The sequence below is a fragment of the Nitrosomonas sp. genome, assembly GCA_031316255.1.
In the GTDB taxonomy this organism is placed as follows: Bacteria; Pseudomonadota; Gammaproteobacteria; order Burkholderiales; family Nitrosomonadaceae; genus Nitrosomonas.
The window spans coordinates 2,919,504-2,945,624 of record JALDQW010000001.1 but is presented as its reverse complement, the minus strand read 5'-3'; the positions used below and the strand labels follow the sequence as shown (position 1 = coordinate 2,945,624).

22 protein-coding genes are annotated in these 26,121 nt (G+C 42.6%); 12 read left to right on the top strand and 10 right to left on the bottom strand.

Annotated elements, in window-relative coordinates; translation table 11 throughout:
* The first annotated feature begins 45 nt into the window (after nt 1–45).
* Entirely contained in the window at nt 46–432 is a 387-nt protein-coding gene (locus tag MRK00_13120) for a response regulator (GenBank protein MDR4518314.1), read from the top strand.
* Between the two features lie 27 nt (nt 433–459).
* A complete protein-coding gene (locus tag MRK00_13115) occupies nt 460–1,938 on the top strand; it encodes a HAMP domain-containing histidine kinase (GenBank protein ID MDR4518313.1) in 1,479 nt (492 codons plus the stop codon).
* A 37-nt stretch (nt 1,939–1,975) separates the two neighbouring features.
* On the opposite strand, the gene MRK00_13110 is transcribed toward MRK00_13115, so the two are convergent.
* The 7 genes from MRK00_13110 to MRK00_13080 form a co-directional block, all read right to left on the bottom strand.
* Nucleotides 1,976–2,236 carry a class I SAM-dependent methyltransferase gene (locus MRK00_13110; GenBank protein MDR4518312.1) on the bottom strand — a complete coding sequence of 87 codons (261 nt, stop codon included), beginning with the start codon at nt 2,234–2,236 and terminating at the stop codon, nt 1,976–1,978.
* 137 nt (nt 2,237–2,373) lie between these two features.
* The gene (gene istB / locus MRK00_13105; protein ID MDR4518311.1) at nt 2,374–3,201 is read right to left on the bottom strand and encodes an IS21-like element helper ATPase IstB; all 828 of its coding nucleotides are present in this window, start codon (nt 3,199–3,201) and stop codon (nt 2,374–2,376) included.
* The gene (gene istA / locus MRK00_13100; protein MDR4518310.1) at nt 3,194–4,726 is read right to left on the bottom strand and encodes an IS21 family transposase; all 1,533 of its coding nucleotides are present in this window, start codon (nt 4,724–4,726) and stop codon (nt 3,194–3,196) included. The genes istB and istA overlap by 8 nt, the downstream gene beginning before the upstream one ends.
* A 115-nt stretch (nt 4,727–4,841) precedes the next feature.
* A complete protein-coding gene (locus MRK00_13095; GenBank protein MDR4518309.1) occupies nt 4,842–5,282 on the bottom strand; it encodes a class I SAM-dependent methyltransferase in 441 nt (146 codons plus the stop codon).
* Between the two features lie 63 nt (nt 5,283–5,345).
* Nucleotides 5,346–6,719 carry a sigma 54-interacting transcriptional regulator gene (locus MRK00_13090; GenBank protein MDR4518308.1) on the bottom strand — a complete coding sequence of 458 codons (1,374 nt, stop codon included), beginning with the start codon at nt 6,717–6,719 and terminating at the stop codon, nt 5,346–5,348.
* A gap of 8 nt (nt 6,720–6,727) precedes the next feature.
* Complete coding sequence (locus tag MRK00_13085; protein ID MDR4518307.1) at nt 6,728–7,270, bottom strand: dihydrolipoamide acyltransferase; 543 nt, start codon at nt 7,268–7,270, stop codon at nt 6,728–6,730.
* Nucleotides 7,271–7,274: 4 nt separating this feature from the next.
* Nucleotides 7,275–8,846, bottom strand: coding sequence for a HAMP domain-containing histidine kinase (locus MRK00_13080; protein ID MDR4518306.1), 1,572 nt, complete (start codon nt 8,844–8,846; stop codon nt 7,275–7,277).
* 698 nt (nt 8,847–9,544) lie between these two features.
* On the opposite strand from MRK00_13080, the gene MRK00_13075 reads away from it, so the two are divergent.
* The 3 genes from MRK00_13075 (at nt 9,545) to MRK00_13065 (ending at nt 12,265) form a co-directional block, all read left to right on the top strand.
* Nucleotides 9,545–10,933, top strand: a complete 1,389-nt coding sequence (locus MRK00_13075; GenBank protein MDR4518305.1) for a hypothetical protein — start codon at nt 9,545–9,547, stop codon at nt 10,931–10,933.
* Between the two features lie 127 nt (nt 10,934–11,060).
* Entirely contained in the window at nt 11,061–11,651 is a 591-nt protein-coding gene (locus MRK00_13070) for an SCO family protein (protein MDR4518304.1), read from the top strand.
* A gap of 2 nt (nt 11,652–11,653) precedes the next feature.
* Nucleotides 11,654–12,265 (top strand): DUF1292 domain-containing protein, encoded by a 612-nt coding sequence (locus MRK00_13065; protein ID MDR4518303.1) that lies wholly within the window; start codon nt 11,654–11,656, stop codon nt 12,263–12,265.
* A gap of 818 nt (nt 12,266–13,083) precedes the next feature.
* Here MRK00_13065 and MRK00_13060 read toward each other — a convergent pair.
* Nucleotides 13,084–14,280 (bottom strand): DEAD/DEAH box helicase, encoded by a 1,197-nt coding sequence (locus MRK00_13060; GenBank protein ID MDR4518302.1) that lies wholly within the window; start codon nt 14,278–14,280, stop codon nt 13,084–13,086.
* Nucleotides 14,281–15,956: 1,676 nt separating this feature from the next.
* On the opposite strand from MRK00_13060, the gene MRK00_13055 reads away from it, so the two are divergent.
* From MRK00_13055 to MRK00_13025, 7 genes are all read left to right on the top strand, one after another.
* The gene (locus MRK00_13055; GenBank protein MDR4518301.1) at nt 15,957–17,372 is read left to right on the top strand and encodes a hypothetical protein; all 1,416 of its coding nucleotides are present in this window, start codon (nt 15,957–15,959) and stop codon (nt 17,370–17,372) included.
* 576 nt (nt 17,373–17,948) lie between these two features.
* Nucleotides 17,949–19,130, top strand: coding sequence for a porin (locus tag MRK00_13050; protein ID MDR4518300.1), 1,182 nt, complete (start codon nt 17,949–17,951; stop codon nt 19,128–19,130).
* A gap of 530 nt (nt 19,131–19,660) precedes the next feature.
* Nucleotides 19,661–20,887 carry a glycosyltransferase, exosortase A system-associated gene (locus MRK00_13045; GenBank protein MDR4518299.1) on the top strand — a complete coding sequence of 409 codons (1,227 nt, stop codon included), beginning with the start codon at nt 19,661–19,663 and terminating at the stop codon, nt 20,885–20,887.
* A 244-nt stretch (nt 20,888–21,131) separates the two neighbouring features.
* On the top strand, nt 21,132–21,893 hold the full coding sequence (locus tag MRK00_13040) for a class I SAM-dependent methyltransferase (protein MDR4518298.1): 762 nt from the start codon (nt 21,132–21,134) through the stop codon (nt 21,891–21,893).
* Nucleotides 21,886–22,878 (top strand): polysaccharide deacetylase family protein, encoded by a 993-nt coding sequence (locus tag MRK00_13035; GenBank protein MDR4518297.1) that lies wholly within the window; start codon nt 21,886–21,888, stop codon nt 22,876–22,878. Before MRK00_13040 ends, MRK00_13035 begins: the two co-directional genes overlap by 8 nt.
* Nucleotides 22,879–22,899: 21 nt before the next feature.
* Complete coding sequence (locus MRK00_13030; GenBank protein ID MDR4518296.1) at nt 22,900–23,181, top strand: hypothetical protein; 282 nt, start codon at nt 22,900–22,902, stop codon at nt 23,179–23,181.
* A 157-nt stretch (nt 23,182–23,338) separates the two neighbouring features.
* On the top strand, nt 23,339–23,680 hold the full coding sequence (locus MRK00_13025; GenBank protein ID MDR4518295.1) for an alkylphosphonate utilization protein: 342 nt from the start codon (nt 23,339–23,341) through the stop codon (nt 23,678–23,680).
* A 121-nt stretch (nt 23,681–23,801) separates the two neighbouring features.
* On the opposite strand, the gene MRK00_13020 is transcribed toward MRK00_13025, so the two are convergent.
* Entirely contained in the window at nt 23,802–25,508 is a 1,707-nt protein-coding gene (locus MRK00_13020; GenBank protein ID MDR4518294.1) for a hypothetical protein, read from the bottom strand.
* Nucleotides 25,509–25,847: 339 nt separating this feature from the next.
* Entirely contained in the window at nt 25,848–26,048 is a 201-nt protein-coding gene (locus MRK00_13015; protein MDR4518293.1) for a hypothetical protein, read from the bottom strand.
* Nucleotides 26,049–26,121 lie beyond the last annotated feature (73 nt).

The following is a 26,121-nucleotide window of genomic DNA, read 5'->3' as shown; positions in this document are numbered from 1 at the left end:
TAAGCGCATTTTCAATCTTATCAAAAGCAATATAGAGGAAACAGCATGACAAAAAGAATAGCACATGTCGATGACGATCCGGATATCCGTGATGCAGTCAGACGTATCTTGCAAAAAAACGGCTATGAAGTCGAACAATACCTAACCATGAAGGATTTTATCGCTTCACTGGAGCAAGACAACAACCCGCCTGATTTGGCTATACTCGACGTAATGGTTGAATCAATGGATGCAGGCTTAACAACCTATGCCAGCATACAAAAAAGTCATCCGACTCTGCAGACAATATTTCTAACATCTTTAGGGGACATGATAAGACCCTACTTTGATAAGAAATCGGATAAATGGGTTTGTATTATGGAAAAACCTGTAGAACCTGAGAGTCTGTTAAGCATCATCCAGGATCGACTTGAACAGACAGCAAGCAAGTAGTCAAAATTTTGAGCGGAGGGGATGACAATGGCCATCGTCCAATTCGACTGGAGAAAAACACAGGATTCAACTGTAATACCTGTGAGCAATAACAGTGCCGCCAAGCTCAACGATGGTATTTTAATCAGCAACATCCGCTGGTTTATCATTTTTCGTTGGGGAATAATCGTTGCACTCGTTTTGATTCATATCATTGCACTGCTAACGCCCGATACGTTGATACAATTTCGTATCATTGAAGAAAACAACTGGCCGCTCACCATCACCCTGGTCCTGAGCATAGCCAATATCGTTTATATATTTGCACTGGATCACTGTAAACCCAGTAAACTCAACTCCCCCTCAGTTAATCTTTGGGCTCAGATTATTATTGATCTCATCTGTCTATCAGTTGTAGTTCACTATATCGGCAGTACTGCAACACCGGCCCCTTTCTTTTATATCCTGCATATCGCACTGGCATGTATATTCTTCTCCACGCTGGAAAGCTTGTTGGTCGCCGTAATTGTCAGCATTTTATACACAATTGTGTTACTGGTTGAATTTTCATTGTCGATTCAGATCCCGCAGTCAATGCTGATTGACCCTGCAATCGCACTCGACAATAAAGGGAAAAACCACATGCTGTTCTGGATGATTGCTCTGGATGTATTGTTTTTTACCGTCTGGTATCTGGTTTCTAGGCTATCACTTGTGGTAAGAACGCATGAGCATCAATTGGAAGAAGCCTATAAACGCATCAATCAGGCTCAACATGAAAAAGATCAGTACGCCGTGCTCATGACGCATCAGCTTAAATCGCCATTGGATGCCATACGCAGCAAAATCAATCTGATTAAAGGCGGCTATTGCGGAGACGTTCCACAAGAACTCAAGGAAGTCTTACTCAAAATTGATCGGCGCGCCACGAGCATGGCCAGCCTGATTCTGGATCTGCTTCGACTGCAACGCCTCAAGGAAACCTGCTTGTGTACTGCGGAGACAAACCCAGTAAATATCAAAAAAGCAATACAAAAATGTATTGATAAGCTAACACCCGTCATCAATTCCAGAGGTATCAATCTCAATGTTTGCATGGACAATTTTATCTACCAAGGGATTGCCGAGCAGGTGGAAATTATTTTGGAAAATATTATCTCCAATGCCATCACCTATTCCCATGATAAAGGGACTATAGAACTCACATCCGAATTGGACAAACAAAACAAAAAAGCAACCCTGACCATAACAGACCACGGTATCGGCATCGAAATTGATGATTTACCAAATATTTTCAATGAATATTTCTATTCCCCGCGCGCTGCTTTACATAACAAAGCCACAAGTGGCATTGGTCTGTCCATTGTTAAAATAGCTGCTGAAAACAATAATCTGAATATAAGCGTTGCCAGCGAACCCGGCAAGGGTACAGCGTTTACGATTATTTTTCCCGAAGTACAATTACCGAAAGCAGACGAGCAGACCGAGCCGGGCAAAGTACTCGAGGATGGGCTGCAACAACAGTAAATGATGCGTGGATTGCGAGATTCGTTCGGCACACATTTTAGACAGCATGCACATCTGCTTTCAGCGCACGATAATGTACTAATGTTCCGAAAACTGTATTAAACGACTGCTGCTCGTCAATCCGGTAAAATCGCGCATGCTCAAACAATTCGACAAGCCTGCCGGTTACGTTATCCCGGGTATTGTCAAAACCGTCAACCAGTTGCACAGCAAAAAATAACGCGCGCATCAACTGGTTGCTCGCCCGCCCCCAGTCCAAAACATGGAGTTGACCGCCGGGCTTCAGAACGCGTGTCAATAGCGGAGCAAAAATGTACCAGATAGCGCGTTAAAAGTGTACCAGTAAAGTTAATAAAAAAGAGGAATTAATCCTCGGGTTTAGCGCTTTTATTTTTTATATTCCGGGGTTGAAATAAAGCGCAGTGTATTCCCCAACTACTCATTATTTTTTTTGGTGTTCTCCTTTCCTATAAGTGTGGAATTCATTGATTGTTTTTGTCGCTTCTTACTTGCAGCCAGGCGATACGATTCACCATTCATTTCCAGGATATGGACATGGTGGGTCAAACGATCCAGCAGTGCGCCGGTCAATCGTTCTGACCCCAGAACACTTGTCCATTCGTCAAACGGTAAATTCGATGTGACCAGGGTGGCGCCATGTTCGTAACGGCGACTAAACACTTCAAACAAGAGCTCTGCGCCTACTGCAGTAAATGGCACATAACCCAGTTCGTCGATGATCAACAATTTGGTGTTAGCCAGCTGTTTTTGCAATAGACGCAACCGTTTCTCATCACGCGCTTCCATCAATTCATGTACCAAAGCTGCGGCCGTCTTAAAGACAACGCTCAAACCTTTCTGACAAGCGGCCAGCCCTAAAGCTAACGCTGTATGCGTTTTGCCAACGCCCGAAGGCCCCAATGCAATGACATTTTCACGCTTGTCAATCCATTCGCAGCGCATCAGCTCTAATACCAACGATTTATTCAATTCTGGAATTGCAGTGAAATCGAAGGTATCCAGGCTTTTAATCACCGGGAATTTTGCCATACGTATACGCCGCTCAGTATTGCGTCGCTCACGGTCGATACGCTCAAGCTCACATAACCGTAATAAGTAACGCGCGTAATCAACACCTTCATTTGCGCATTCGATTGCAACCTTCTCATATTCACGAGCAAAGGTCGAAAGCTTCAATGCCTTGAAATGATTCTCCAGCAAAACCTGTGGTGTAACTGTCGTGGAAATCGATGTTTCATTCATAATGACTCTCCATTACAGGTTTTTGAGTTGCTTCGGATATTTGCAACAGGCTTAAGTACGTCCTAGGTTCGGTGGGTAGTACATTGGCATTGGGTAGATAGGGGTAACACGTCAGATCGAGTTTCGCTGGCCGTTGTTCAATTGCACACAGAATCAGATGCTTGATCGCGTCAAATCCAATTGAACCCAAATCAATCGCTTTTTTTATCGCATGTTCAACTTGCGCTTGGCTAAAATTCTCCAGTAGCCGCAAAACCTGGATATATTCCTTGCGACCACGCCGTTCCAACCGCGCTTCAAGCAATCGGCGCAAACGATCAAATACTTCGGGCAGCACCCAATCCTGGAGGGGCGCCGCCTGATCCAATGCGCGCGGCTTTTGTTCCAGCAATGCCAAATAATGCAGCGGGTTATAGATGAATTCTTCCCGGCCATAGCTGCGTTGATGTCGTGCAATGGTGTCCGCACCCAGACAAATATCAACATGATCAACGTAACCTTTGACCAGCACTTCCCGATGACCGTACTGAGTGGGTACCGAGTAGTCGTTGGTTCGATAGCGCACCAGAGACAGAGAAGATACACGAGTCGAAATCTTGTGGCATGCATCAAACTCAGCTGCAGGCAATGCCATGAGTGCAGCAGCATCACGCTTCATACGCTCAGCAATGGTTTCAGTTTGCCCACGTAGCTTAGCTTGTTGGCGTTTGATACAACCGTCCAGCAACCTGGTGTTCAAGGCATCAAAATTATCAGCTATCGGCAACGGCACCATGAAATGGCGACGATTGAAACCAACCATGCCTTCAACATTGCCTTTATCATTACCCCGCCCTGGACGTCCAAATTTGTCTTCAAACAGATAATGACTTTGCAGTTCACTGAATGCTTTAGTCCGCTTACGCTTGCCATCACCCAGTATTTTAGCGACGGCGAGCCTGGTATTGTCATATAAAATAGATTGCGGCACACCACCTAAAAACGCAAATGCAGCAACATGCCCATCCAGAAAGGATTCGGTATCTTCCGTCGGATAGGCTTTGACAAAGCAGCCGTCCGAATGTGGCAGATCAAGACAGAAATAATGAAACCGTACCAGCTTGCCACCAATATAACCGTCAGCTTCGCCAAAGTCTACCTGAGCGTGGCCAGGTAAATGGACCAGCGGCATAAACATCTCCTTCTGCTGAATCTTGGCTTTATAAACATAATTACGCACAATGGTATAGCCGCCAGTGAATCCATGTTCATCGCGCAATCGCTCCAATATCCGGGTTGCCGTATGACGTTGTTTGGGATGAACTGTTTTATCAGCTTCAAGAATGGCATCTATAATGCCAGTGAAAGCGGCTAGCTTTGGTGAAGCAGGAGAACTCTTGCGCCGGTAACCTGGCGGTACCGCATATTGACACATCTTCTTAACAGTCTCGCGGTGAATACCAAAATAACGCGCGACTTCTCGCTCGCTTTTGCCTTCAACCATCACCGCCCGTCGTATTTTTACATATAGTTCCACTGAATACATCCTTTCGCCTTTCACTTGGTGCTAAACGCATCAGCTTACAGGCATCAGACTGGCACACTTTTATTCCGCGATATTCGCAAAATCTTGTGCGCTTCAGTGGTACATTTTTACTCCGCTATTTACAAACGCGAAATACTTCGTTCGCAACCTGTTGTTTTCTGTCCCAGGGCAAATGGTGAAAAAGCAAACTCGAAAGAACCCGGTCGAAACTGTTGTCCGGGCAAGGCAGGTTTTCTGCAAACGCTTGAATATATTGAATATCAACTTGATAATGAACAGCCTTGCGCGCGGCAATCGACAATATCTTCGGATCACAATCCAATGCAGTAATACCACTAGCCTGAAAATTGCGTTTAGTGAGAATTGCCAGTGATCCCGTTCCACACCCAAGATCAAGAATCTGTTGCGCATGATCAAGTTGCGACTGTTGCATGAATGCATACATCAATCGGTCCCCATGACCCGTTATTCCAATTAGCCAGTCATAGAACGGTGTAAGCCAATGATACCCCAAAGCAGGAACATATTTTTTGCGGCCGGATGCTTTTCTTCTCATCAACACAATTTATCCCGTAAACAACTGGCCGGAAATCTTATTTTTAATATTAACCGCCCAGGTTTAACTGGTTTCGTGCATATCAGGATTTCTTAATTTATATTTATTTAAATCAATTTGATATCTTTGCAACAATTTATAAAAATCGGTCCGGTTACGCTTTGCAATACGCGCAGCCTGCGTTACATTCCCCGAAGTGATTTTCAGCACCTTTACCAGATAATCTCTTTCGAATTGCCTTTTGGCTTCCTCAAAGGATTCTAGCTGCGATGTTTCCATTTGTATTGCGTCATAAACCAGTGCCGACGGAATTAAAGAAGTTGTGTTCAGAACAACGCATTGTTCAACAACATTCATGAGTTGCCTGACATTGCCCGGCCAGGTTGCCGTGATCAGAATTTGCATTGCGTCAGGCGAAATTCTACTGATATTTTTTTGATATCGTTTGGCAAACAAATCAACAAAATAATTTGACAGCAACGGTATATCTTCTCTTCTTTCCGATAAAGCCGGTATTTTCAGGGAAATGACGTCTAAACGATAATACAAGTCTTCCCTAAAGTTGCCTTTGGTAATTTCTTCTCTGAGGTTTCTATGCGTTGCTGAAATAAGTCGTACATCTATCGGTATAGTTTGTGCACTACCAATTGGCCTTATTTGTTTTTCTTGCAGAGCTCTGAGCAATTTGACCTGGAGAAACTGTGGCATATCGCCAATTTCATCCAATAACAAAGTGCCGCCTTCTGCTAATTTAAACAAACCGTCGTGATGTCGTATCGCACCAGTAAACGCACCTTTCACATGGCCAAAAAATTCGGATTCAAGCAGTTGTTCAGGAATAGCAGCGCAATTTACCGCTATAAAGGGTTTGTCACTGCGGTTTGATGCGGCGTGTATCGCTCGTGCAAATAATTCTTTTCCAACACCACTTTCGCCGTAAAGCAATACGCTGGCGTCTCCCACGGCGACTAGCTTTGCTTTGTTCAGCACTTCTTTCATTTCTGAACTTTGGGTAATAATACTATTACACCATGAAGTTCTGTTGTGTTCATTTTCATCTGTTGGCGAGGCATTGTTTAGCGCTTTTTGAATCTGGGCCAGCAGGTTTTTACTGTCAAATGGTTTGGTCAGATAACCAAAAACACCGCTTTGTACGGCAGACACAGCATCTGGAATTGTGCCATGCGCAGTCAGTATGATGACCGGCAATGCGGGATATTTGGAATAAATCTTCTCAAATAATTCCATGCCGCACATGCCACTCATACGCAAATCACTGATAACGAGCTGTGGACGTTCTAAATCCAAGTAATTGAGCGCAGATTCCGCACTGCTTGCAGTATCAACGTCATAGCCGCTTGCATTCAGTCGTATGGACAATAAATTTAGCAGATCCGGGTCATCATCAACTAATAATATTTTTGAATTTGTTATCATAAACTTCCTTATTGGAGATTTCTTCTGATCAGTGATTTCTCCATATTTTTTATATCATCAATTTTCTTTTGCAGTGTTTCTGCATTCATTCTTTCGTTGGCCAGTTGATGTGTTAGATGTCTTGCATGATTCTTTAGTCTGGCCTCTTCCTCTAACCGTATAATCAAAAATTTTCTAAAGCTTTGCATGGATGCAGGCATTTGTTCCTCATGAGGCCAATTTTTTAACAAATCCAGCGCGCTTGCATGGTCATTGAATTTTTGATTGGGCAAGGTGAGCAACAGAATATATTTAAAACGATTGTGGTAGTTATTATCCAATTCAAAATTTTCCTTTACACTCAAATAATATTGTTCCAGAACTGTGTTATTCTCTTGTTCAAAATGAATATATTCATGCATCAGATTATTTAATTGATCATCATTAGCGTCTTCCAGAATCCGGTCTTCATTGATTGAAACAAGCAGGTTCTTTTCTAGGCTACCACACCCGGTTATTGACAAGACGGTTAAGACTGTAAATAAAAACAAAATGCCTTTTATTTGTTTCATCGATTCACTCATTTGTTTGCCTGGGCAGGATAAGTTGAAAGTGAGTTCCTGGTTTCTCAGGTTTAATCAATAATATTCTTCCTTCATGCGCAAAAGCAAATTCCTGTGCGATCGATAAACCAAGTCCCGTACCCTTAACATGTGCCTCGGGAGCCGGCTGTCCCTGATAAAAAGGTTCGAAAATTTTATCTTTGTCTTCGTCCCGGATGCCGCAACCGGAATCTTTAAAATCTACCATTACTAACATATTGTTTTTGCTGATATTAATTTCAATACTGCTATTAGCCGGTGAAAATTTTATCGCATTTGATAAAAGGTTATCAAAAATCGTTTGTATTTTCTTTTCGTCACACTTGTAAATGATATCCAATCGATTTCGTACAATCTTTAACTGCTTGTTCACAATCGACAGGTTCTGGTTCTGTAACGTGTCATCCAGTATTTTGGCAAGACTGACCGGTTCTTTGACAAGTGTAGTTTCAGTAAACTGAATTGCGCTGTAACTCAGCAAATCTTCGATACGTTTTTGTAATTGCAAGCTGCTGCTATGTAGAATATTCGCGATCGACTGCTGTTTGTTGGATAAATTTCCAGTGATTCCTTCCGCCAGTAAATCCGCCCCTTCCCGGATCGCCGTTAATGGCGTTTTAAGTTCATGTGAAATATGCCTGAGAAACTGATTCTTTTGTTTTTCCAATCTTAATAAACGCCGGCGTAGCCAGTCAAGACGTTCTCCAAGCTGTCTCAGGTTTTGTGGACCTGTTACATTAATTGAAGTATTTAACTCGCCTTGACCTAAATTATAAATTGCTTCGTCGATTTGTTTTATGGGGCGTGTAATCAGTATCGAGAGGAGAATCGCCAGAACGATAACGAATGGAATGACCGCAAGCAAAAGTAATTCAATAGTGGAACGCACTTGGGTCGCTCGTTCGAACATTTCGTTTACATATTGACCAATCAGAATATTACCTGAAATTTTAAGATCATGTATAGCACCCAGTAGTATAGAAAAGTTTTTTATCTGGCGTTGAAGATTTTCCTCAGAATTATTGCTATCTGAAATGTGATCGAAAATAACTAATTCTGATAAACGAATTTTTTTTAATAGAAGTTTATACTCGGTATTTAGCAACAACTCATTGAACTTTTCGATGGTTTTCTTAAATTCTTCATGTGAATGGAAATATCCTTCAAGCAAAGATAAGTCGTTTAAAATTGACGCTTGTCTCAGACTCCTTTCCATTGCCAAGGCCTCGTCAGCAAGAACACGATTACCGTGAGCAATTTCTGTGGCCTGGTAGATGGTTTCACGGCTACGTTCGGCAAAATTGTCAAGAACGATAGAGAAGTAAATCAATGTGCCGATTAAAGGTGTGCCAAAAAGTGCAAATCCAAACAAGATTAACTTTAGGAAGGATTTAGGGTAACGTTTTTTTACGGAATCACCACTTTCAATATAATAATTCATTTCTATTTCTAACTTTTTGAATTGTATTGCTATTGCATGACAAAAAATCTTAACACTGAAGACGCCTGCATTTATTGTAAAGCCAACAGTGTGTATCGATTCCAAATGAATTTCTAGAAACTAATTTATAAATATTGCATAGCCTATTTCGAGTTTTACATTGACTAAATGTACTCGATAAATTCATTCATTGCAGCATGCATCCTATCACCTATGTCATGCATAGAAATAGGATAAATTTCATGTCATTTAAAGATTCAACTATTCACACCTAATCCAGGTCGCAAGTTAAACAATACATCGATCAATGTTTCATTGATCGCATTCTGTCTTTCTTGAAATGATGCATGGTTACTTGCTTTACAAGCCGCCATAGAAAATCTGAAATAGTATTCCACCAATGAGAGACAACAGAATATCTTAAAAATCAAACAGTTATTTAAATCCTGTTGTTATATGTCGCCACCAAACGACATATATTAATCCCCACGAACATTCTTGAAATATAACTTATTAATTTATAACACATTATTACTACTGGCACAGATTTTGCGTATTGTTTGTAGTAATGACTTTAATATTTAGCGCTCTTATAGCGACAAGCAATTAAAGATTATTTGAGCCGGAACTCGCATATCTGTGCTTTGTTTTTCACCGGAATTGACCTGGATTTTTCTGATCAATTCCGGATTTTCAAATCGAAAGATGCAGCATTGCTGCTTTCGATTGGGTTTTCTTAAACGATTGAAGCGTTGCAAATTCAATAATTTAAGAGTTTTATGTTAGTCATGGAGGAAAATTATATGATTTTAATGAAAAAACCAAGCCGCAAGGTTTTATTGGCGGCAGCATGTTTGTTAGTATTTTCAGCCGGGACGCTCAGTGCTGGCGATGAGGATCACGATGACGATCAAGGTAAAGCTTTTTTTCAGAGCGATTATCCAAACAATCAATATCCAAATGTTTACAACAAATATTTGCAACCGGTTGTAACGGCGATTGATTACCATACGCGCGTTATCTATCTATTCAACTATGAAAATGACGGACTGATCATTATCGAGCCTACAACCATTCCTGGCTGGCCGGCTGACTTGCCATTACAGCATACAGGTATCATGCCGGGCGCAGATGTCTTCTTTATTACCACCGATAATACTCAAGATCATTCGTCTTACGTTATCGCAGTCACGGTGAATCATATTGACTGGAATGCAGGTACGGCAGATGTTGTGGTTGCTTCTGTAACAGCAGCCGACGTGCCTAATACACCGCCTTCACTGCCATTCGTCGAACAAGTGAACGATGTGCAGGGCGTACCGGACTGGATTTTCGGTAGAGGCACACAGTTGCATGGTTTCACATTGTTGCCAAACACCAATTATGCGTATGTGGCTGAATGGTCAGCGGATAAAATTCACGTGATCGATCTTGAAACCAATACTTTTGCAGCAGTCAGTCCGATTACTATCCCTGGATATACGGAACAAACACACGGTGTTACCTTTAACAATTCGGGTACGCTTGGTCTCGGCACCGGATACTACTTTGACAACAGCTTTATTGACGTCTACGAGCCCAACAGAGAAACAGGAGATTTACAGGTAGTGGGCCAAATTAAGCTGGGTGATGAAAAGCGCCATGCTGCGTTTACACACTATGTCTACTGGCTGGATGAAAGGTTCGCACTGACGGCTTCTATGCAATTTGACAAAACTTCATTGACTCCGTCAACCACGAATAAAATCATTCCACCGAGCGTGTGGTTGTTGGATACACATGAGGGCACTGCGGCGAAAATTATCAGCCATACAAACCATAAAAATGGCAAGGGTGTATTCCGTTCACCTTCAGATCTGACAGTCGCCAACGGTAAGCTCTATCTGGCCGAGGAAGATTCGATTGATCCTACATTCGGTGAAGACGGTTATATTTCTGTTTGGGATATCACCGATCGTTATGAACCTAAATTTTTGAAACGCTTAAAGCCAGGTGCCGAGCTGCCAGCGGGTTATTCAGTTGCGCATACGATCAGCCCATCTGCAGATGATCGTTATCTGATTATCGCAAGCTGGGTATCTGGTTATGTACTCAAACTGGATACGCATACGGATACCATTGTCAAAGTATGGGGTCCAGCAGACGGTCTGGTTATGCCACATGGCCTGTTCTCAGCGGGTAGCATTCGATAATCGCTAGAAAAACGTTGTTTCCGGCCCATCCTATTTTCCAGTAAATTACAGTTCATTGGCAAAAACGGTGGGCCGTCTCAACATTATGGCCAGTCAAAATCAAAATGACCGATTAGGAGATCATTCATTGAAGAGAAATATATTTCACAAGTATTACACCTTAATTGCAGCGGCGAGCGCGCTATTGCTGATACAAGACAGTGTAACCGCTGCGCCATTAGTGCTGCCGCGTCCCGTGCCGCTTCAAGCTGAAACCATTGCGCAATTAAAACATGCGCATGCAAATGAAAATGTGCAATGGCAACTGGTGGTTTTCGGATTTACCCGCTGTAAGGATGCCTGCCCAACTTCACTTGGAAATTTAGCCATGCTGATTGATGTTGCTAATGCCGAACAAATCAAGCTAAATGGCACATTTGTTTCAATCGATCCCGATAGAGACAGCGAAGCGGCGTTAGCAGACTATACAGAACGGTTTGGTTCGGATATATCCTATCTTCGATTTGAAAATGAAGAACTGGAACGGTTTAAGGCTACATTCGGTGTCGAAGCGTCCTTCTTAACAAAGAACGAAGGTAATATGGAACATTATCAGGTTGACCATAGTACAGCAGCGTTTTTAATTGATCCTGAAGGCAGGATCAAAGTCATGTTCGATGCAGTTAAAGATGCTGCCAGCGTGGCGAAACTGTTCCATGAAAGCAGGGAGTTATTTTAATCATGAATAAGACCCTCATGCTGATTGCATCGTTTTTCCTGATATCCTCGCCGGTGTCCGCAATGCAAATTGTAGCCGATCCTCGCATCATTATTTCATTTATGGATAATTCCCTGCCACCCGAGCTGGATATTTTGCGTGTAACCACTGATGTGTCCGAGGATAATCACTTGATATTCCAGGTGCAAACCAGGGGTGAGCGGATTAACGGGAAAAACAACGATTATATAGTGTTAAATATTTTGCATGAAAAAACGTATGCACTGATTATCCCGTTAAACACGGAAACAGAAGAATCAATACAGGTTTATGAGGGCGGACTCCGCCCTGAAAAACAGTTAACATCAATAACATTCAAAAAATCTGAAATTAACAATGAGCACACTGGCTTTAGCGTCAGACGCGTAAACCGCGGCGTGGAATTTACGATACCGCTCGACTGGATTAATTTCGGCGCAGATTTCGGTTTCGACGCTTACACCATACACGCTCGTATTAAAGGAAGCGCATTATATATTGACGAAGTATATGATCAGGCGAGACGGGGACGCCCTCAGGAAAAACGAATTTCTGCCATTACGCTGTTAAACAACATTTGTTCGCCAAAGAAGTAATTAACGAAATGATACAGCCGATTTTGCTGATTCCGCATCGGAAAACCTGCAAGCTGATAATGTACTGCCATCTAAATACGTAACAATAAATGATGCCGGTATTTCTTGACCTGCCGTTTTCGATCCGTTGTTTTGTCTGATGGGAATGTTCCCTCTCCCAAGTTGCAATTACTGCCTGGCATGGATCGAACCAATTATTCCTCAGTCAAATAATTATTGTAATAATCTACAGCGGAGAAAACCAAAAGAAGAATTTGTTGTAGAAACTCTAAGCAACCTCCTTTTAGCAAGAAAAGTAGAATTAAGGTATTGAGAAAAAATAAACTCTTCAGCTAAAGTTAGCGACGTCTACTTCTTTTGTTCACAGTATCATCGAACCCGACTCTGAGTGATTTGCCACAATACGTATAACCATTGAGCTTCTCGATAGCTACTTTAGCTTCGTGGCCTTCCATTGAAATAAATCCAAAGCCCATACATTTACCACTGAACATATCCGTAGCGAGTTTAATGGAATGTATTTTCCCACATTCAGAAAATAGCTTTAATACACTGTCTTCAGTTGCGCTGCTAGGTAGATTCCCAACGAATAATTTTTTCAAGAGATTCCCTTTAGTGTGAAGAAGGATGGTTGCACGTTGTATGCGGTTTACATTATTTTCAAACCTACAACACATCAAGTGACGCTCTATTAATTAGTATTGTTAATATTGATAGAGCGTTATTTTTATTAACCACCCTCTGAGAGACTATATCGATTTACAAAGAGTAACATGGTTGCCTCTAGACTGTTAGGTAGTTTTTTCTATAGTTTCTACTCAAGCGGCTTCTCTTTTGGCACTTCTACCGAATTTTCTCCCCTTATTCTTAAAGTCGAGGGATTTCCCTAAACGCTTTGTGTGTCTGCGCTCATTTGTCTTCATCTTGGCCGCATTGGGATTCATCAGTTGGTTAATTACATTCCATTTTTCGACATTCGCTGGCGTTAAGAGACACATGGCTGAACCTGATGCGCCAGCTCTTGCTGTTCTTCCAATTCGATGAATGTAGTCTTCTGCGCAATGCGGTAAGTCATAATTGATAACATGCTCAATATGCGGGATGTCCAATCCTCGTGCTGCCACATCGGTGGCAACGAGAATACGGTACTTCCGATTCCTGAAATTTGCAATGACGCGATCTCGTTTATTTTGACGCAGGTCTCCATGAATAGCATCAGCATCATGACCTGCCTTGGAGAGCTCTTTTGCCATTTTTTCTGTACCAAATTTGGTTTTGACAAATACAATTATTGAACCCTTGCGCACGTCCAGTTCGGATAACAGACTTGGATATTTCCCTTCCTCAGAAACTCGCAGAACATTATGTTGTATATTTTTTGCCGGTGAAAGTGCGCTATCTACTGAGACGCGTACCGGATTGTTGAGATATTTCTCAGAAATCTTGATGATATTATTTGGCAAGGTGGCTGAAAACAGCATTGTTTGGCGTGTCTTGGGCATAAACTTCAGAATTTTTTCAATCTGACTTGTAAAACCCATATCCAGCATGCGATCGGTTTCATCCAGCACCAGAATGTCAGTATCATGTAGCATAAGATTGCCTTGCTGAAGGTGATCATAAATGCGACCTGGCGTCCCAACCAGCAATCGCGGCCGATTCTTAAGCTGTTTTAGCTGATTCGATATGGAATCGCCGCCGATCAGCAGCGCTGTTTTGACTTGACTGCTTTTGCCAAGTATAGCCTGCAATTGTTGCATCACTTGTGAAGCCAATTCACGTGTGGGTGTCATCACTAATGCTGATCCACGCTGATTTGATAACAATCGGGCAGCAATTGGGATACCAAAGGCGGCTGTCTTTCCTGTTCCTGTCTGAGCTGATCCCAAAATATCATGCCCGCCCAGTGCATGTGGAATTGTTTGAGCCTGAATGGGAGTAGGCTTGCTAAACTGCATCTGATGCAGCGTTTGATTAAGGGTTTCAGGGAGTCCTAACAAATTAAAATGATTCATCTTTTCTCTTTTAAAGACAAGCGCCATTAACCGCTCTTTCTAATAAGCGATTATGTGCTTAGTTAATAATAACGAAGTGAGTTTATATTTGAGCGACTTAAGCAGCTTTGTTATCCGGCAATTTCAAATGTATTATCTTGGCGGACAATAGTGCATATTCTTTGGTTAGATCAAACCGATCTTACCGCTTACTCGGATGAATATTTGCCTTTGGCTTTAGAGATAAATAGTCGCAGTATACAACGCACGTATAATATAGCTTGACGCAACTATCTTTATGAAACGCTCTAGATCAACAAGTTATGAGGCTATTTAGGATTCGTACTTCACAGATTAGCTGTTTGGGCGTGGTATCAAGTTTATATAAAATATAAAACTCAGAATTACTTATACATGTAATGGTGAGATAAAGCAATAAGAAAATGGAGAAACGACAAATAGCCACACATATGACCCTCCGATGTTTAACAGCAAATTAAAACTGAATGCTCGGTTCGTTTTGGCTACATCAAGAATACATAAAACTTCTTAAACTTCATTTGACTATCCCCGTTCAAGTAACATACATGGACGCTCACTTTATGCCAAGCTTTTAATCATTGATTTTGAGCAGGTAAAAGATCGCTGCCATACATTCGGATTTTTTGTGAAATTGTGTCTCTATCCCTGAGAAACTCACTGAGTAAAGCCTAAGCACGGAGCCGCATTTAATGTGCTGTATTACTTACAAGTTCTTCTACTCACGGTCTTACCAGTTTCGCCATCATTTTATATTTGCCTGTGCAATCGTTGATTTCCTTAATGATTTGTTGTTACTCAGGTTTTATTTTACCGCCTTGATTATATTAGTCTAGTAGAGAGACAATAATTATCTTCTCCAATTCAATACATTAGTTCAATCTTCAATCTATTACGTCTGCTCAAACAGACAAATCGGTAATTGCAGGTATTCCACTAACTCCGGCGGACTGCCAAAGAACTTACGCAAGAAATGATACAGTGATCCGGGCTTATATTGAGCGTCTGAGTCAATAGAAATACAATTTAAATCTTCCCAGCTCCTGTCAGATGAGCAGGCAACGCTCCTTTAAACCAAAATTTTCTTTTTTATGGCTTGAAGGGACAACTCTGTCATTCAGTATTGATGTTTAGCCAGTTTTTTTCAGAAAACAGCGCCAAGGTTTACCAGTTTAATCCTAATGTCATTGTTTTTATAATGTGGTTTATCTCAAAATAGACGCTGACACCGGAAGCTATTGTAAACTGATTGACAGGTCGCTTCCGATTCAATCACCACTCTCCGCAACTTACGCGCACCTTCCCGCAGTACTAACCCAGGAGCCTGTCCGAGTATAGATTGCTTTACTGCAGATTTTTTCGATTATTTTCGTTAAACAGAACAGCTATCCACCTCAAATATTCGAAAAATATAGCCAAAATTTCTTTGCCTCACTACGACCACTATTCTCGGACAGCTGACTAGCAGCTTCTATTTGAAGTCGGGATTAATTGGAAATTCCTCGGGCAGAAACTTTGTCTGCAAAAAAAGACGTCTATTGTTTTCTTTTCTCCACTACGGCATATCGCCACATCCTTATATTATCCTAACCTATTGTTATACAACTATAAAAACTAATTGGCACATATATTGCTTTGTACTGTGTACAGGGATAACGGTGATTAATAATAAGTCGCAGGCAGTAAAGCGTACCAAGGAGGTGATACGACAAGAATACATTAAAACGTTTGTACTTTTTTATACGGAAAATAAATATGGAGAATGTGAAATGAAAACTTATAGCAATATAGAAAAAGTGAGTCGAAGTACGTTAAATTTTAAGCAGGTTATGGCTACACGATTGGCGATAATTACTGTCGCGGCCTTTTGTATCACGGCCTCAGGCACAACCTTGGCACAGCAGGTGCCCAATAAACCCCTGAAGGTTAACGGAGTAGACGATTTAGGTGTGGCCGAATCCTACTATAAAACCATAGATCCAAACGACGAAAAAACAAACCTGGAAGACTGGAGGGAAGCGAATGGTTTCAACGATCCGATCAATACCATCGTCGAAGCCAAGGGATTTTACAGTAACGGTGATGTGGGATTTTGGCGTTTGATTCAGATGGTGATTGACGAGCGGCCCGGGTTTGAAGGCAACGTTGCTTTCCACACCGTCAATTACAACACCGAGATCGATTCCCTTACCGATCAGAATGCCGTCTCGATAATCAATATGGAGTATTCGCCGGGACCCATGAGCATAGCGAGCAACAACACAAGGAGCGGCCGAGATGCTATAGGGACGCGCGATGAAGACCGGGAAGAGGATCACGATGGCAAACGCGAAAGGGATCGCAATGAAGACCAGAACGGGGGTAGTGCCACGAATAGCGGCGGGGATGGACGGATTACCCAGTTCTATGTCTTCGACACGGGTCCCACCGGTATCCGGCTACCCAGCACGTCCTACGATTTTCGGAATGAGCAATTATTCCTCCCGGCTGCCTGCTTTGCGTGCCACGGGGGTGACGATAATGCAAGATCTCCCATGCCGCCAGAAGGCTATGCCGGGGGCACTGGAGAAACCGGGGCAACCTTCCTTTTTTACGATCTGAGAATCATGGCGTTCGCGGATGATAACCCGCCCCCGCGTGGCACGGCAGACACGCCTCCTGACAATCGCATGACTTTGGCTGATGTGGAAGCGGCATTCAAGAAGTTTAATGAAGGCGTACTGCTTACCAATCCGACAAATGAAACCATAGCACTCATCAATGGTATTTACGGTGGCGAAGGGCTCCCGAATGACATACAGAATCTCGGCTATATTCCCGCAGATTGGATGGCGGAGGCAGCGCTCTACAGAGGCGTCGTCTTGCCTTCGTGCGAAAATTGCCATACGGCCGCTGAAACGGAGGTTCTCCGCCTGGATTGGTGGATGAATGAGGCTGATGAAGTTAGGGAAGCCGTGTTTGAGGACAAAGAAATGCCCAATTCCGTCACGGGCTACACGCGCTTCCTGGAAAGCACCAACCCAGACCAGCCTGCCATGCTGCTAGAAGCACTTGACCGGTTCAGAAATCGTTGAGAATTGATACTTGAAGTAAGCCAGAAAGGGAATTATTGGGATAATTTTCTGACGGAACGGCTCTTCCGTAGCCTTAATTATGAACAATTGAACATGTAATCCCCCGTGGCAGGCTACGGGGGAGCAATTTTGGCTACGATGCTTACGCTGTTCAGGCGGGCATGCAAGCGGATACTTTGCAAAGTAACGAAGTATGCGATCAAGCAGGAAAAGGACGTGGTGAAGTTAAGCAGTATGCCGCCATTACTTTGCTCAACAAACTCTGTGTAATCCGAAACCAGTAACTAGTCATACGGCAAAGCCACTACCTACGCTCCCACCCCCGCCCTTTTAAAACACATTACTAAAGTATCGCTAAATATTTCTCAATTTAACCGAGAGGAGACTCTTTGCGTCTAATACATCAATTGTGTGTATTAAAACTATGTGTTTATTCAGATCTATACAAGCAAATTTACGTGCACGTAAATCACCAATCACATACACCACATAAATAACCTCAACGTTTGCAGTGATAGAAATGGTCTGAAGAAAACCCAAATTCAATCAACAGTATTGCAAGTAAATCAATTAATCATGAAAAATAAACAAATTTCCACAATAATAATCATAGTCCTACTGTCAATAGCCACATCGGTATATGGAACAAAATTTTCAATGGGTGGCCGCATTCAATCTGAGTATAGCGTCATTGATGTTGAAGGTATTTCCAGCCAATCACTAATAGATGACCCAACCTTCTATTCAGCCTGGGGTTTGAGTATTACTGAAAACCTGGGAAATGGAATAAAAGCATTTGCGATAATTGACTATGGTTTTAATTTGAGCGGCAACATAGGCGCCGCTCGAGAGCGCTATCTGGGTCTTTCCATCGATACCTTGGGACAATTAAAATTTGGTCGGATTCATTCGTTATTTGCTGATTATGCGGGTGGTTGGACGATTGACCCTTTTGTTTACACCACACTACAAGCTGCCGGAAGTGGCGGCACCATGATTGCAAGTGCTAACGGCCTGGGCTCAGGACCATTCACAGCAGTTAACAGCGTTGTACGTTTTGAATCTGTTTCAATGAATGGTTTTTCCTTTGCAGCCATGATGATGCCGGGTGATTCAAACAGTCTTGAGGCTGAATTGGGTGGTCTTTTGGGTGGGGCCGGGAACAATGGCGGTAATACAGGTGGCGCCAATGGTGAATGGGATTTTCAAGTCATGGGTAAATATACTTACGACTACCAAGAACACAAGTTTGATATATTTGGTGGTTACTCCAGAGACAACGTGAGTACTATTCAGAAAAATGTCGCCACGGCTAACCTGAAATCTGAAGAAGTAGGACGCGTCGGCGGTGTTTGGTCCTACAAACAATTTCAGATTCAAGGACAGTATGAATATGTCAGTAACGCTCTGGGTGCTGCGACATGTTCTAACGCTGCGGCTTTAGGCACTCCCGGCTCGGTTTCCAGGCAATGTAATTCTGCAATGAACGCAGGTGGTGATGGTTCGGCATGGTATGTTGGTGGCCAATATAAAATAGGTAATGCAACTTTGGTTCTGCAAGGCGGCATGTCTCATGCGGATAGCACAGATTTTGAGGCAAAACGAAAAGCAGAGAGTTTCACTGCAGGCATGCTGTATCACCTAAGCAGGCGTTCCAATCTCTTTGGCGGCTATCAACATGTGAATTTGAAAGATAGAAATGCCTTGGTAGACCGGGATCGTAATACCTGGACAGTGGGCTTGCGTCATCAATTTTAGGGAACTAGGGGCTGTTCCCAATGAGTGAACTGTTTCTGCTGGTACTCATTTTGGACCTCAGCAAGACAGAATGCGCGGAGTATAGCCGCTCACATGAGCGAATGACAACGCTGCGGAGGCCTAAAATGGTTTTAAACTGAACCGCCGCCGTACCGGCAAAACTGTGTACAGCAGCTGTTACTGATAAAAGCGTCCTCACATAAATGTGAGCATCAGGCCTTAAAATTTTCAACTGACAACCGATTATATTTTGCGCAACGCCACCGTATAATTCGCAAAAAATATTAATCTGAAAGCTACAAATGCCGGTTTATGCGCGCCAAACGGGCACAGAAGCCACATAATAATTGACCCGGCTACGTCAAAATGTGAAAATTCCGGAAATATCGACGTAACATGCAACGGTTATCATGAAAGACAAATAATGTTCCACCGATGAACCCATCAGTCCGGCCAACAAACAGACGCTAATATCAGAATGACAAAGCAGATCAGCGACATTAAACAAAGCTTGAATTATGGATAAAGATATAAAAGTACTCCACGTGCTTGATCATTCTTTACCCTTGCATAGCGGTTATACTTTTCGTACGCGTTCAATTTTGTCCGTTCAGCATCAAATGGGGATACAAACTGCTTTGGTCACCGGTTGCAAACATTCGGAAAACAGTCAATGTAAAGACCCGATCGAGGAAACAGACGGCCTCACCTTTTATCGCACCTATCCCACTTTTTTAAGCAAACTGCCGGTACTCAATCAATTGGACGTTGTCCTGACTTTAATTCAGCGGCTAAAATCAGTCATACCCGTTGAGCGCCCGGATGTTATTCATGCGCATTCACCCTGTTTAAACGGACTCGCGGCATTATACATTGGTAAAAAATTCAACATCCCCGTGCTTTATGAAATGCGCGCCTCATGGGAAGATGCAGCAGTCAGTCACGGCGTCTGCCGGGAAAACGATTTACGCTACAAAATATCCAGAGCCCTGGAAACAAATGTGCTCAAACGTTCGGACCATGTCACAACCATATGTGAAGGCCTTAAGGGCGATATTCAGGTGCGCGGCATTTTTGCTGAAAAAATCACCGTCATACCGAACGCGGTTAATACCGACCAGTTCCAGCCCTTAAACGAAAAAGACGCGGCGCTATTAACACAGCTGAATCTAACCGATAAAAAAATCCTCGGATTTATCGGCTCGTTTTACGAATATGAAGGCCTGGAATTATTAGTAAAGGCTATGGCCGCACTAAAAAACGAATGCCCGGATTTTCATTTGTTACTGGTCGGTGGCGGACAGGCCGAAAATCAACTAAAAAACATGGTTTCCCAACTCGATATTGCCGATCGCGTCACCTTTACTGGCAGAGTCAGTCATAGTGACGTCAAAAAGTATTACAGTATTGTTGACCTGCTCGTTTATCCCAGACTGCCAATGCGGCTGACCGAACTGGTCACCCCGTTGAAACCTCTGGAAGCAATGGCAATGGGGAAACCCTGCATCGCCTCCAACGTCGGCGGCCATAAAGAACTGATCGCCGATCAGGAGGACGGTTTATTGTTCAAGGCCGGTGATCTGGATAGTCTTGTTGCGTTATTAAAATCCGTTTATTCCAGGTCGGACTTCAATCTACTCATCAAGAACGGACTTCTCAAGGTAAAGGAAAAACGCAACTGGACTGTCAGCGTGACACCGTACAAAGCAATATATGAATCACTGGCTCAGAAAATTAATGCGTCCCGATCCGAATAACTTTAAACCCAGATTCCTTCAGTTAATCGCTATTCAATACTTTAATGTTCCGTGTATATTGGTTTTATACTGTTAGCTTTATTCACCAGATGGGTGAAATCGCTACGTACCCGATTATATGGTTCTCAGATCGTCTAGCAACGTTGTTCATCGTTGCATGGCGTGGCCATGCGCCTCTTCACGCCTTGCCAGCCAACCTGAAAACCAAACACTCGAGTACGCTCAACTGAGGATTCTAGGTTAAATGCAAAAACCACGTTCATTTGAAAAGCTCTGGCGCAAAAGATTTGAAAATTTTGCCACACTGGCAGATGACGATGCAGGTATAGCAGGCTGGTCGACTACCGGCCTTGATGCGCGGCTGCGTAAATTCGAGACGATCTGGAACGATAAAAATCATGGCTCGAAAAAAAGCTTCTGGCTCGATGCAGGTTGCGGCGCGGGAACCTACTCAAGGTTCATGGCAGAACAGGGTATTGATATCGTTGGCCTGGATTATTCCCTTCCTTCACTGCAGAAAGCCCGATTAAAAGGGGAAGAATCCATTTCCTGGTGCGTGGCGGATATTAACAAAATACCGTTTAAGCCGGATAATTTTGACGGTGTGATTTGTTTTGGCGTCATACAGGCTTTGGATACTTCAGCAAATGCCGTCAAAGGCCTGTCCAAGATCATCAAACCCGGCGGGCATGTCTATATTGACGCACTAAACAGCCGCTGTCTGCCGCATATCTGGGAACAATTCACCCGCCGGATTCGTAACAAACCGATGCATTTACGCTACGAAACGATTAATAATCTGAAGCAATTAATGCAGGAAAACGGTTTAACGCATATTCAACTCTACTGGTTGCCAATATTACCGGCCCGCTGGTACCGCTATCAGTGGGTGATGGAAATGCGGTTCGTCAAATGGCTGTTCCGCCATGTCCCGTTTCTGGGACAGTCATTCAGCCACGCATTTATCCTAAGCGGACAACGACCACAGGAAACGCATCATGCCTGATCTATTCTCCCGGCTCGAGACAGCTTGTATCAATAGGTTTGTTTCATTGTTCTCTCCAGGCGGTAAACACGCGCGGTTATCCATAGTGCTCTACCACAGAGTTCCCGTTCAGCCCGACGAATTGCTCAACGGCGATGAAAATGCAGACAGTTTTGAAACCCAAGTCAGTTACCTGTCCAGCCACTTCAACATCCTGCCATTGCATGAGGCCATTCAAAAACTGCAAGAGAACACCCTGCCGAGCCGGGCTGCCTGCATCACATTTGATGACGGCTACGCCAATAACGCTGAAGTTGCCCTGCCGATTTTGCAAAAATACGGCGCAACAGCAACTTTTTTTATTGCCGCGGGTTTCATTAACGGCGGCATGATGTGGAATGACAAGGTCATTGAACTCATACGGCGCGTCCCCGGAGATTTACTTGACCTGACAGAAATCCGCCTGGGAAAGCACGAAATCAAAACGCTGGCGCAACGTCAAAAAACGCTGTTTTCTCTGGTCGAGACCTTCAAGTATCTTCAGCACGAAGAAAAATATGCGCAACTGGACAAACTGTCACAGTTGATCCCCGTCACACTGCCGGAAAATTTTATGATGACCGCCGAGCAAATCAGGCTATTACACCATGCCGGAATGGAAATCGGCGGACATACGGTTAATCACCCGATTCTTACGCGCCTGGATAATGAAGCGGCCTACACTGAAATCGAAAATGGCAAAAAACTTCTGGAAGACATCATCAAGTCTCCCGTCCGTCTGTTTGCCTATCCGAACGGCAAACCGGGACAGGATTATTTGCAGAAACACGCCGCCATGATCAGGGAAATCGGTTTTGATGCCGCTGTCTCCACTGCCTGGGGCGCGGCCCAGGGAAATGCCGACATCTATCAATTGCCCAGATTCACACCCTGGGACAAAAGCCGCAATCGCTTTGTAATGCGCATGGTTCAGAATATGCTAAGAACGATTCACACCGCAGCCTGACTTCAATCCGGGAACGTTAACATGCAGCCTACCGTGGTCATGAATCATCATCGTCAAACGGCTATTATCGTCGGTAAGAAAGGCAAAAAACTTGAAATCATCAAATTAGCTAAAGGCCAATTGACGGTCACAGCGCTATCGGCACACGAAATCGAAACCCAAGGCTATACAGTCAGCCATTATTCACCCAGTCAGGCCGCCCGCTCCTACCTTAATCATGGCGCCGGCGTGAGTGCACGCGCAAAAAAATGCCTCGAACACATTGCTTGTGCTGAATTTTCGGATACATTAAATTTGACTTGAACTGAACCGGTATCAGATGCATACCGGATTTGATGATTTTTCAGTTTTGTGGATGGCGCTTCGCTGATCCACGCTACGAGGCAACGATTCGGCATTGTACCCCGATTCAAGACTGCACTATAATCGTGGCTTTGCAGTTCTTTAAACAAGGATTTTCATGTCTGACTTACCCAACTGCCCGCAATGCGATTCAACCTATGCCTACGCGGATGGCAATCTGCTTATCTGTCCCGAATGCGGACATGAATGGGAAAAAGATGCAGCGTCCCGTGATAGCAGCGACGAACGCATCATACATGACGCCCATGGTAACGCACTCCAGGACGGCGACACCGTTACCGTCATTAAAGACCTCAAGGTCAAAGGAACCTCTTCAGTGATCAAAGTCGGCACGAAAGTAAAAAATATTCGCCTGGTCGAAGGCGATCATGACATTGATTGCAAAATTGATGGTATTGGCGCGATGAAATTGAAATCCGAATTTGTCAAAAAGACGTGACGCAGCCATTTTCAAACAACCCTTTTTATCGGATACCGCGCACATTAGTCGCGGGTATGGAATATAGTAGGGGGCCATTAAGCGCACTGCGCTGGTTACTGCACTTACTTATTTAGTAAGTTTAGGATACGGTGGTGCACTTGATTTTTGAATACGGGGTTTCGCAATTTTGTTTTTTTTCTTCCCAGTATTCCTCATACTCTTTATACTGACTAAGACTGAATTGATTCAATTTAGTCCAGTTTCTAATATCATCTCTAAATGACCGCCATTCACTATAAATTTCTTTAAATCCTTTTTCATTTTCTAAACTCTTTAATGTGCATTGAGTAGCCACATATAGTTCTTTTAAAACCTCATCTGGAAATTTTCGCAATAACACATTTTTCCCTTTTCCTGCCTTATTTTTTAATTCTACTAATGCACGGCTATTTTTATATTCATATTCAGCTAAAATTTTCACATAAATTTCTGCACACGCGGCTTTAAAGATTTCTTGGTACGTTTTAGGTAATTTCTCCCAATAATCTGTATTCACTTGAATATCAAAAGTAGAAGCTGTTTCATGCCAACCGGGATGATAATAATAAATTTTCTCCCCTTGCTTATTTGCATTATGCAAATCTAAAACCATATCATCGTATGGCCCAATAAATTCTGCTGAATTAATTTCTCCGTTTCTAAGCTTTTCAGCAATTTTGTTTGCTGGAATTGTTACTTTACTCTCATTGCTAGGTTTTTTAGTTCGAACAGTATTAATTAGAAAATTATCTTCTAAAACCTTTGCACCAAGGCCAGGGATTCTCATTCTATAGCGATCATTTACGGTGCATTTGATGAAATCATCTATAGTTCTGATAGGTTCATGAAACCATCCCCCCATCTGGCTACCTGTAGCAGCTGCTGGAAAAGCAATAATATTTAGTCCATGATTTTGGTATTCCTTTTGCATAATCGTTAGCCCCCCTCTGCTACCTTTTCCTGTGTAGTAAAGCCAAGCTGTCTGTTCTTGAACATTAAGACCAAATGGTATACCAACACCAAACAAGAGAGAATAATTATCATAGTCATTATAATAGAGCCCGCTGAAACTACATTGTCTAATTCCATTACTAACTTGAGTTATAGCTTGATTTGAATCCGATATAGGTTCGGACCTAATTCCAATACGAAAGCTTCCGTCCGTCATTTCATAAATACGCTGACTAACCAAATAAGGAACTCTGGAGAGAATTATTTCATTATCCCCAATAAAATCAAATGGTGGATAGTTAGTATGTTTTCCATTTTCTCCAAATTGATGGTTTAGCAAAAAGGTTGACATTTCCCATTTATGAGAGAAGAAACTATTAATTTTAGGTCTTGCCAGATATCCTCCCAAACCTCCCAAACCTAAAGCAGTACTACCAATAACAAATTTTCTTCGGTCTTTTGAATTTATTAATGATTCCTTTGAACAATTCTTTTGAGATTCTTTTGAATCAAGCTTAATCTTTGAAATTTCTACTTTAAATATATTTATTGCAGATTCTGAAGATTTGTTTTTAACTGCTTCATTAAGTGTTTCCCATAATTTATTTATAGTTTCTCTATTTATTCTTTTGTCAAGATAATTTGTAAAAGCTGTAGAAATTTTATTTAAATAATCCCAATCTCTTTTTTCTAATGCATCGACGACTCTCTCGAGATATTCAATAGTTTTTGTATTCTTTTTCTCGAATTCATTACTTTCAGAATCTTTTATTGTCTGTAAGTTAATTTTAATTTTAAGAAAATCAATTATAATTTTGATAAATTTCGGAATCGAAAACCATGAAAAATCAAACATTTTTTAGCCTTAAGCGCCAATCAAAAATTTTATTAAATAATTCTACGCTGAATCTCCAGCAGAATTATCACACACCAGCTTATTGGACCTAACCAGATCTAAGCGTCACCCATTAGCCGTCCTGCGAAAAACGGGGTCACACGAAAAACGGGTAGCGCGACAAAGGGATCGCGTTTTGCATTACAACGCGGGGCAAAGGGGTCGCGTCTTGCATTGCAACATTTAAGGTGCTCCCCACTTATAACCCCCAAGATCTAAACGTCAGGTCTTGCAATACAACATTTATTTGACTCTATTTTTGTTCACTAATTGCTATACAATATCAAGCAGCACAAAAGTTCACTTCACCCCTTCAATCAAATCAATATCCTTTCGCAGCAAATCATTAACCATAGCGTTAACTTCTATACCCTTGGCCTTGGCCTTGGCGGAAAGATAGTCAAACACATCAGGATCAAGATACACCGGAAGACTTAACTCGGCATTTGGCCGGTAAAATTTTCCGCGTTCTCCTTTGGAAAAATCATATTCGTCTTTCATCTGCTTTCCTCGTATTGACGTTGTTCATTTTTTGTAGCTTTCCGGGCTGAAATAATGCGTATTATGGCACCGT